This window comes from Streptomyces sp. NPDC002671, from assembly GCF_053592475.1.
This window is the reverse complement of sequence record NZ_JBSFVU010000101.1, coordinates 1-8,555: the sequence shown is the minus strand read 5'-3', so window position 1 is coordinate 8,555 and position 8,555 is coordinate 1. Positions and strand designations below refer to the sequence as shown.

The following is an 8,555-nucleotide window of genomic DNA, read 5'->3' as shown; positions in this document are numbered from 1 at the left end:
ACATACACCTGGGCCAGCGCCTCCAACAGAGACGCCGCCTCATCCCGGTCCTTGCGCAGCACCGGAGCGAACAACATCTCCGGGGCACTGTCCTGGCCCATCCCGGACAACACACCATCCGGGCCAAGTTCCAGACATGCCGTCACGCCCTGCGCCGCCAGATACGCGACACCGTCGGCGAAACGCACCGCCTCCCGCACATGCCGCACCCAGTACTCCGGGTCACAGACATCGGCCGGCGCACCCGTCAGGTTCGACACCACGGATATACGCGGCACCGAGTACGTCAACTGCTGGACCGTCTGCCGGAATTCGTCCAGCATCGGCTCCATCAACGGCGAGTGGAACGCGTGCGACACCCGCAGCCGACGGGTCTTCACACCCTTCCGCTCCAGCTCCTCCACCACGGACACCACCGCAGCCTCGGCACCGGAAATCACCACCGACGACGGCCCGTTGACCGCCGCCACACCTACCTCGTCCAAGCCCGCAAGCAGCGGGAGGATATCAGCTTCCGGTGCACGAACGGACACCATCACACCACCCGAGGGCAGCGCCTGCATCAACCGGCCACGCGCCGCCACCAACACACACGCATCCGCCAGCGACCACACCCCGGCCACATACGCAGCCGCAATCTCACCGATCGAATGCCCCGCTACGAAATCAGGCGTCACACCCCACGACGACGTCAGACGGTAAAGCGCGACCTCCACAGCGAACAGACCACACTGCGTGAACACCGTCGCATCCAGAGCATCGCCGTCCTCAAAGACGACCCCACGCAACGACCTGCCGAGCAGACCATCAAACTCGGCACACACCTCATCAAACGCCTCGGCGAACACCGGGAAAGCCGCATACAACTCACGGCCCATACCCGCCCGCTGACTGCCCTGACCAGAGAAGAGCACCACCAGCTTCCCAGGCGCCACCTGCCCCTGCACCACACCAGCAGCAGGCTCACCCGAAGCCACAGCAGACAACCCGGCCCCGAAGCCCTCAAGCCCCCCGGCCAACACCACAGCCCGGTGCTCGAACACCGACCGACCCGACACCAACGACGACGCCACATCCACCGGCGCCACTTCCGGACGCTCTCCGACGAACGACACCAGCCGCTCCGCCTGGGCCCGCAGGGCGGTCTCCGACTTCGCCGAGACCACCCACGGCACCACCACCGGCGACAAGTTCTCCGAAGGCTCCTCCTCGGTCGCGACTGGGGCCTGCTCCAGGATCACGTGCGCGTTCGTGCCGCTGATACCGAACGACGAGACACCCGCGCGCCGGGGTCGTCCCGTCTCGGGCCAGGGCATGGTCTCCGTCACCAGCTCGACAGCTCCGGCTGACCAGTCGACATGCGGCGACGGCGTGTCGACGTGAAGGGTCTGCGGCAGCACACCGTGCTCCATCGCCAGCACCATCTTCATGATTCCGGCGACACCGGCGGCGGCCTGGGTGTGGCCGATGTTCGACTTGATGGAGCCCAGGCGCAGGGGCTGGTCCTCCGGCCGGTCCTGACCGTAGGTCGCGAGCAGTGCCTGCGCCTCGATCGGGTCACCCAGCTTCGTACCCGTGCCATGCGCCTCCACCGCGTCCACCTGATCGGTGGAGAGCCCCGCACTGGCCAGCGCGGCACGGATCACCCGCTGCTGCGAGGGGCCGTTCGGCGCGGACAGGCCGTTGCTCGCGCCGTCCTGGTTGAGCGCGGAACCGCGGACCACCGCCAGGACGGGGTGGCCGTTGCGGCGTGCGTCGGACAGGCGCTCCAGCAGGAGCATGCCGACGCCCTCGGCCCAGCCGGTGCCGTCCGCGCCCGCCGCGAACGCCTTGCAGCGGCCGTCGGGGGCGAGGCCCCGCTGGCGGCTGAACTCCACGAAGGCGACCGGGCTCGCCATGACCGTCGCGCCGCCCGCGAGCGCCAGTGAGCACTCGCCCTGGCGCAGGGCCTGGGCCGCCCAGTGCAGGGCGACCAGCGACGACGAACACGCCGTGTCCACCGTCACCGCAGGACCCTCGAAGCCGAACGTGTACGAGATACGGCCCGAGGCGACGCTGCCGGCGTTGCCGGTCATCAGGTAGCCCTCCGAGGCCTCGCCGGCCTGGTGCACCAAGTCGCCGTAGTCGTGGTAGGTCAGACCGCAGAAGACTCCGGTCTGGCTGCCGCGCACAGCCGCCGGGTCGATTCCGGCGCGCTCCAGCGCCTCCCACGACGTCTCCAGCAGCAGCCGCTGCTGCGGGTCCATCGCCAGCGCCTCACGCGGCGAGATACCGAAGAACGCCGGATCGAAGTCACCCGCGTCGTACAGGAAGCCGCCCTCGCGGGCGTACGCCGTGCCCTTGTGATCGGGGTCCGGGTGGTACAGCGCCTCCAGGTCCCAGCCACGGTCGGTGGGCAGGCCGGACACGGCGTCCCCGTCGTTGGCGAGCAGGTGCCACAGCTCTTCGGGGGTGCGTACACCGCCCGGGAAGCGGCAGCCCATGCCGACGATGGCGATCGGCTCGTCGTCGAGGACGGTCCGCGGGGTCGCGGTCGCCGGCTGAAGGCCGGTGGCCTGCCGCTCGCCTTCCGTGTCGTCCGGACCCATCAGCTCGCCGAGGATGTGCCGGGCGGCTGCGGCCGGGGTCGGGTAGTCGAACACCAGCGTGGCCGAGAGGCGCAGGCCGGTGGCGGCGTTGAGACGGTTCCGGAGTTCGACCGCCGTGAGCGAGTCGAAACCGAGGTCCTTGAAGGCACGCTCGACCGCGACCGCGTCCGTGTGCCCCAGGACGGCCGCCACGGCGTCGGCCACCAGCTCCAGCAGTACGTCCTCCCGCTCGGCCGGTGTGAGACCGGTGAGACGCCGGGCGAGGGCGGGGGTTCCGCCGCTCTCGTCGGCCGACTCGACGACCCGGCGGGCCGGGGCTCCGATGAGGTGCCTGAGGATCGCGGGTACGGTTCCGGGCCGCGCGTTGGCGCGCAGCACGGCGACGTCCATGCGCGTCGGGACGACGAGGAACTCGTCGGCCGTGTGCGCCGCGTCGAACAGGGCGAGTCCCTCGTCGGCGAGCAGCGGCGTCATGCCGAAGCGGGCCATGCGAGCCATGTCGATCTCGCCCAAGTGCCCGGTCATGTCGCTGCGTTCGGCCCAGAAGCCCCAGGCGAGCGACACCGCGGCGAGCCCGCGGGCCCGTCGGTGTGCCGCCAGGGCGTCGAGGAACATGTTGGCCGCCGCGTAGTTGCCCTGGCCCGCGGCGCCGAAGGTCGCCGCCGCCGAGGAGAACAGCACGAATGCAGTCAGCCCCATGCCCTCGGTCAACTCGTGCAGGTGCACGGCCGCGTCGACCTTGGGGCGCAGGACGGAGTCCAGCCGTTCCGGTGTCAGCGACTCGATGACACCGTCGTCCAGGACACCGGCCGCGTGCACCACTCCGCGCAGCGGGCGCTCCGCGGGAATTCGCGCCAGCAGGCCGGCCAGCGCGTCGCGGTCCGCCACGTCGCACGCCTCGAAGACCACCTCGGCACCCAACGCGCCCAGTTCCGCCTCGAGTTCCTCGGCACCCGGTACGTCCCGTCCCCTGCGCGAGGCCAGCACCACACACCGGACCCCATGTTCGGCGACCAGGTGCCGCGCCACCAGGCGCCCCAGCACACCGCTCGCGCCGGTGATCAGCACGGACCCGTCGGTGTCCCACACCACGGGCGACGCCGTGCCGGCGGCCGGGACCAGCGCCCTGGTGAGGCGCGGGATGTACGCCTGTCCCTGCCGTACGGCGAGCTGGGACTCCCCGCTCGCGAGCATCGCGTCGAGCACGGCGTCGGAGACGTCGTGCCCGTCCAGGTCGAGCAGGACGAAACGGTCCGGGTGCTCCGCCTGCGCCGAGCGCACCAGACCCCACACGGCAGCCGCGGCCGGATCGGTCACGTCCTCACCGGGAACGGCGGACACCGCGCCCCGGGTCACCACGACCAGCCGCGCCCCGGTGAACCGTTCCTCGGCCAGCCACTCCTGCAACGCCTCCAGCGCACGGCGGGTCGCGTCCCGCACCTCCGCCGGATCACCGACGCCCGCACCGGACCTGGAGCCGGAGAGGAACGGCAGCAGCACGCACGCGCGGCCGGCCTCGTCGGAGAGTGTCACTTCGCCCAAGGCGGCGAACTCGGCCGCGACGGGGAGCAGACCACACAGCTCGGCCGCGTCGGGGCCGACGACGGCCCGACGGGCGCCCTCCCCCTCCACCGCCACGGAGTCCGCAGGGAGAGCCGCCCATTCCACACGGAACAGGGACTCGTGCGGTACCCGACCGCCATCGGCCACGTCGTCCGGGGTGACCGTCCGGGTCGTCACCTGCTCCACGGCGGCCACCACCTGGCCGGACTCGTCGGCCAGCAGCACCCCGACACCGTCCCGCGGGCCCGGCGCGAGCCGCACGCGCAGCGTGGTCGCACCGGTCGCATACAGGGAGACCCCGGTCCACGCGTACGGCAGTGTGACGGCCGTGTCGGCCGTGTCGGCCGCCTGACCGTCCACGATGTGGAGTGCGGCGTCCAGCAGCGCCGGATGCACACCGAAGCGCCCGGCCTCCGCACGCCGCTCCTCGGGCAGCGTCACTTCGACGAAGATCTCCTCGCCCCGGCGCCAGGCCTGCCGCAGCCCCTGGAAGGCGGGGCCGTGCACGAGGCCGACACCGTCCTCACCGCTCTCGTACAGCGCCGCCACGTCGATCGGGTCGGCGCCGGCCGGGGGCCACTCCTCAAGACCACGGGCCACGTCCGGGCCCGCCGGCGCGCCCGCCGTCAGCACGCCGACGGCATGCCTGGTCCAGGGAAGCTCCGCCGCGCTGTCCTCGTAGCGCGAGTAGACGCTCACCGTACGGCGACCGGCGTCATCCGGCCCGCTCACCGCGAGCTGCAACTGAACAGCCCCGCTGTCGGGCAGCACCAGCGGCGTCTCCGGCGTCAGCTCCTCCAGCCGGCCACAGCCGACGGCATCGCCCGCGCGCAGCGCCAGCTCCACGAAGGTGGCGGCCGGGAGCAGCGCGGTGCCGAAGACAGCGTGGTCGGCCAGCCAGGGGTGCGACTGCATCGAGATCCGGCCCGTGAACAGATGCCCACCGGACTCGGGCAGCGCGACGGCTGCCTCCAGCAGCGGGTGGTCGGCCGCCGCCAGACCCGCCGACCTGACATCGCCGTGGCGGCTGGTGGACGGCTCGATCCAGTAGCGCTGGTGCTGGAAGGCGTACGTCGGCAGCTCGACGTGGCGGGCACCGGTGCCCTCGAAGAGGCCGGCCCAGTCGACGGACGCACCACCGACGAACGCCTCGGCAGCGGAGGTGAGAAGCCGCTTCAGGCCGCCCTCGTCACGTCGCAGCGAACCGACCGCGGTGACAGGGGAGTTGATGTGTGTCTCGGCGGTCTGTTCGACGCCCATGGTCAGCACCGGGTGGGCGCTGGACTCGATGAACAGACGGAAGCCGTCGTCGAGAAGGGCGCGGACGGTGTCGGCGAAACGGACCGTCTGGCGCAGGTTGCGGTACCAGTAGCCCGCGTCCAGAACAGTCGTGTCCACGACCTCGGCGGTCACCGTCGAGTAGAACGGCACCGAACCTGTCCGCGGCGTGATGTCCGCCAACTCCCGCAGGAGGACGTCCTCGATCTCCTCCACATGCGCGCAGTGCGACGCGTAGTCCACAGCGATACGACGAGCCCGAACACCGTCCGCCTCACAGGCAGCCAGCAGCTCGTCCAGGGCATCCGCGTCACCCGAAACGACCACCACAGCCGGGCCGTTGACCGCCGCAACCCCAAGGCGCCCGTTCCAGGCAGTGAGTCGCTCCTGCACGGCCTCGACACCGAGCGAGACGGACACCATGCCGCCCCGCCCGGACAGCGCACGGATGGCCTTGCTGCGCAGGGCCACGACCTTCGCCGCGTCCTGGATCGACAGCGCACCGGCCACAGCGGCAGCCGCGATCTCACCCTGCGAGTGACCAATCACAGCGGCCGGCTCCACACCGTACGAGCGCCACACCTCGGCCAGCGACACCATCACCGCCCACAACACGGGCTGCACGACATCGACCTGCTCCAGCCAAGCCTCGTCGTCCGTGCTGCGGAGAATGTCCGTCAGCGACCAGTCCACGAACGGCGCCAGCGCCGCCGCGCACTCACCGATCCGCTCCGCGAACACCGGCGAGGAATCCAGCAGTTCAGCCGCCATACCCAGCCACTGCGAACCCTGACCAGGGAACACGAACACCGCACGACCATCCGCACCGGTCGCACTCCCCCGCACCACACCCGCAACCTCACGGCCCTCGGCAAGAGCACCCAGACCAGTGAGGCCGTCCAGGACCACGGCCCGCTGCTCGAACACCGACCGACCCGTCACCAGCGAGGTCGCCACGTCCGCAGTCGCGAGTTCCGGACGGTCCTCGACGAAGGACACCAGCCGCTCCGCCTGACCCCGCAGCGCAGCCTCGGTCTTCGCCGAGACCACCCACGGCACGACCACCGGCGGGACGCTGCTCTCCGAGGGCTCCTCAGGAACCGTAACCGGAGCCTGCTCAAGGATCACGTGCGCGTTCGTGCCGCTGACGCCGAACGCCGACACACCGGCCCGGCGCGGCCGGGTGGCGTCGGGCCACGGTGTGGCCTCTGTCAGCAGGCGCAGGGAGCCGGACGACCAGTCGACATGCGGGGAGGGCGCGTCGACGTGCAGGGTCTGCGGGAGCAGCCCGTGCCGCATCGCCAGCACCATCTTGATGATTCCGGCGACACCGGCCGCCGCCTGCGTGTGCCCGATGTTCGACTTGATCGAACCCAGCCACAGCGGCTGGTCCTCGGGCCGGTCCTGACCATAGGTCGCCAGCAGCGCCTGCGCCTCGATCGGGTCACCCAGCTTCGTACCCGTACCGTGCGCCTCGACCACGTCGACCTCGGCAGCCGACACCTGCGCGTTCGCGAGCGCCGCACGGATCACCCGCTGCTGCGACGGACCGTTCGGCGCCGTAAGACCATTGCTCGCACCGTCCTGATTGACGGCCGAACCACGCACCACCGCCAGCACCTGGTGGCCGTTGCGCTCCGCGTCCGACAGCCGCTCCAGCAGAAGCAGACCGACGCCCTCACCCCAGCCCGTGCCGTCCGCGCCCGCCGCGAACGCCTTGCAACGGCCGTCGGCCGCGAGCCCCCGCTGACGGCTGAACTCCACGAAGCCGCGCGGCGAGACCATCAGCGAGACACCGCCGACGATCGCGCGCGAGCACTCTCCCTGCCGCAGGGACTGTGCCGCCAGGTGCAGGGCGACCAGCGACGACGAACACGCCGTGTCCACCGTCACCGCGGGGCCTTCGAGACCGAACGTGTAGGAGATGCGGCCCGAGACGACGCTGGCCGCGTTTCCGGTGGCGACATAGCCCTCGGTCACGTCCGAGCCCCGGTCGACGAGGGAGACATATTCCTGGCCGTTCGTGCCGATGAACACGCCGGTCCGGCTGCCGCGCACCGACTCGGGGTCGACGCCGGCCCGCTCCCACAGCTCCCAGCCGGTCTCCAGCAGCAGCCGCTGCTGCGGGTCCATCGCGAGCGCCTCACGCGGCGAGATCCCGAAGAAGTCGGCGTCAAATCCGCTGACTTCGGAGAGGAACGCGCCTTCGCGCACGTAGCTCTTGCCCACCGCTTCGGGGTCGGCGTCGTACAGCCCGTCGAGGTCCCAGCCGCGGTCCGTCGGGAAGTCCGAAACGGCGTCCTTGCCCTCGGCGAGCAGACTCCACAGCTCTTCCGCGCTGTCCACGCCTCCGGGGAAGCGGCAGCTCATGGCGACGATCGCGAGGGGCTCGTCGGCGGCGGCGAACGTGGCCGGGAGCGCCGGGAGGGCTTCGTCGGCGCGCGCGCCGAGCACTTCGGTGAGCAGGTGGTCGGCGAGCGCGGCCGGAGTGGGGTAGTCGAAGACCAGCGTGGCCGACAGCTGGAGGTCCGTGGCCTCGATGAGCCGGTTGCGCAGATGCACAGCGGTCAGGGAGTCGAAGCCGATCTCTGTGAACGCACGGCCGGGTGCGATCGCGTCGGCTCCGGCGAACCCGAGGACGGCGGCGACGTGCGCGCGTACGAGTTCCAGTACGACCCGGTGCTGTTCGGCCTCCGGCAGCCCCGTCAGCTTCTGGACGAGAGCCGAGACTCCTTCGGCGTGCGCCGCGTCCGCCTGGCTGGTGTCGGTCGCCTCGGTCAGTCCGGCGACCTCCGGGATGCTGCTGAGCATCCGGGACAGCTGCCGAGCTTCGAAGGTGCCCGCGAAGTGCTTCCAGTCGGCGTCGACGACGGCAACAGCCGTGTCCTCCGCGACCAGAGCCCGCTCCATGGCCTTCACCGCCAGGTCCGGGTCCATCGGGAGCATGCCGGTACGCCGGAGGGTACGGCTGACCTCGGCACTGCTGACGGCCATGCCGTCGTCGGCCCAGGGGCCCCACGCGATCGACGTAGCCGGAAGACCCTCCCCACGCCGCAACTCCGCCAACGCATCCAGATACGCGTTCGCCGCCGCATAGTTGGCCTGCCCCGCACCACCCACCGTCGC

General features: G+C 71.1%; 1 protein-coding gene. It reads right to left on the bottom strand.

The features are described from left to right. Positions 1-8,555 (bottom strand): SDR family NAD(P)-dependent oxidoreductase (locus tag ACWD35_RS43995; protein WP_451356950.1); only part of this gene is annotated, 8,555 nt, incomplete at both ends.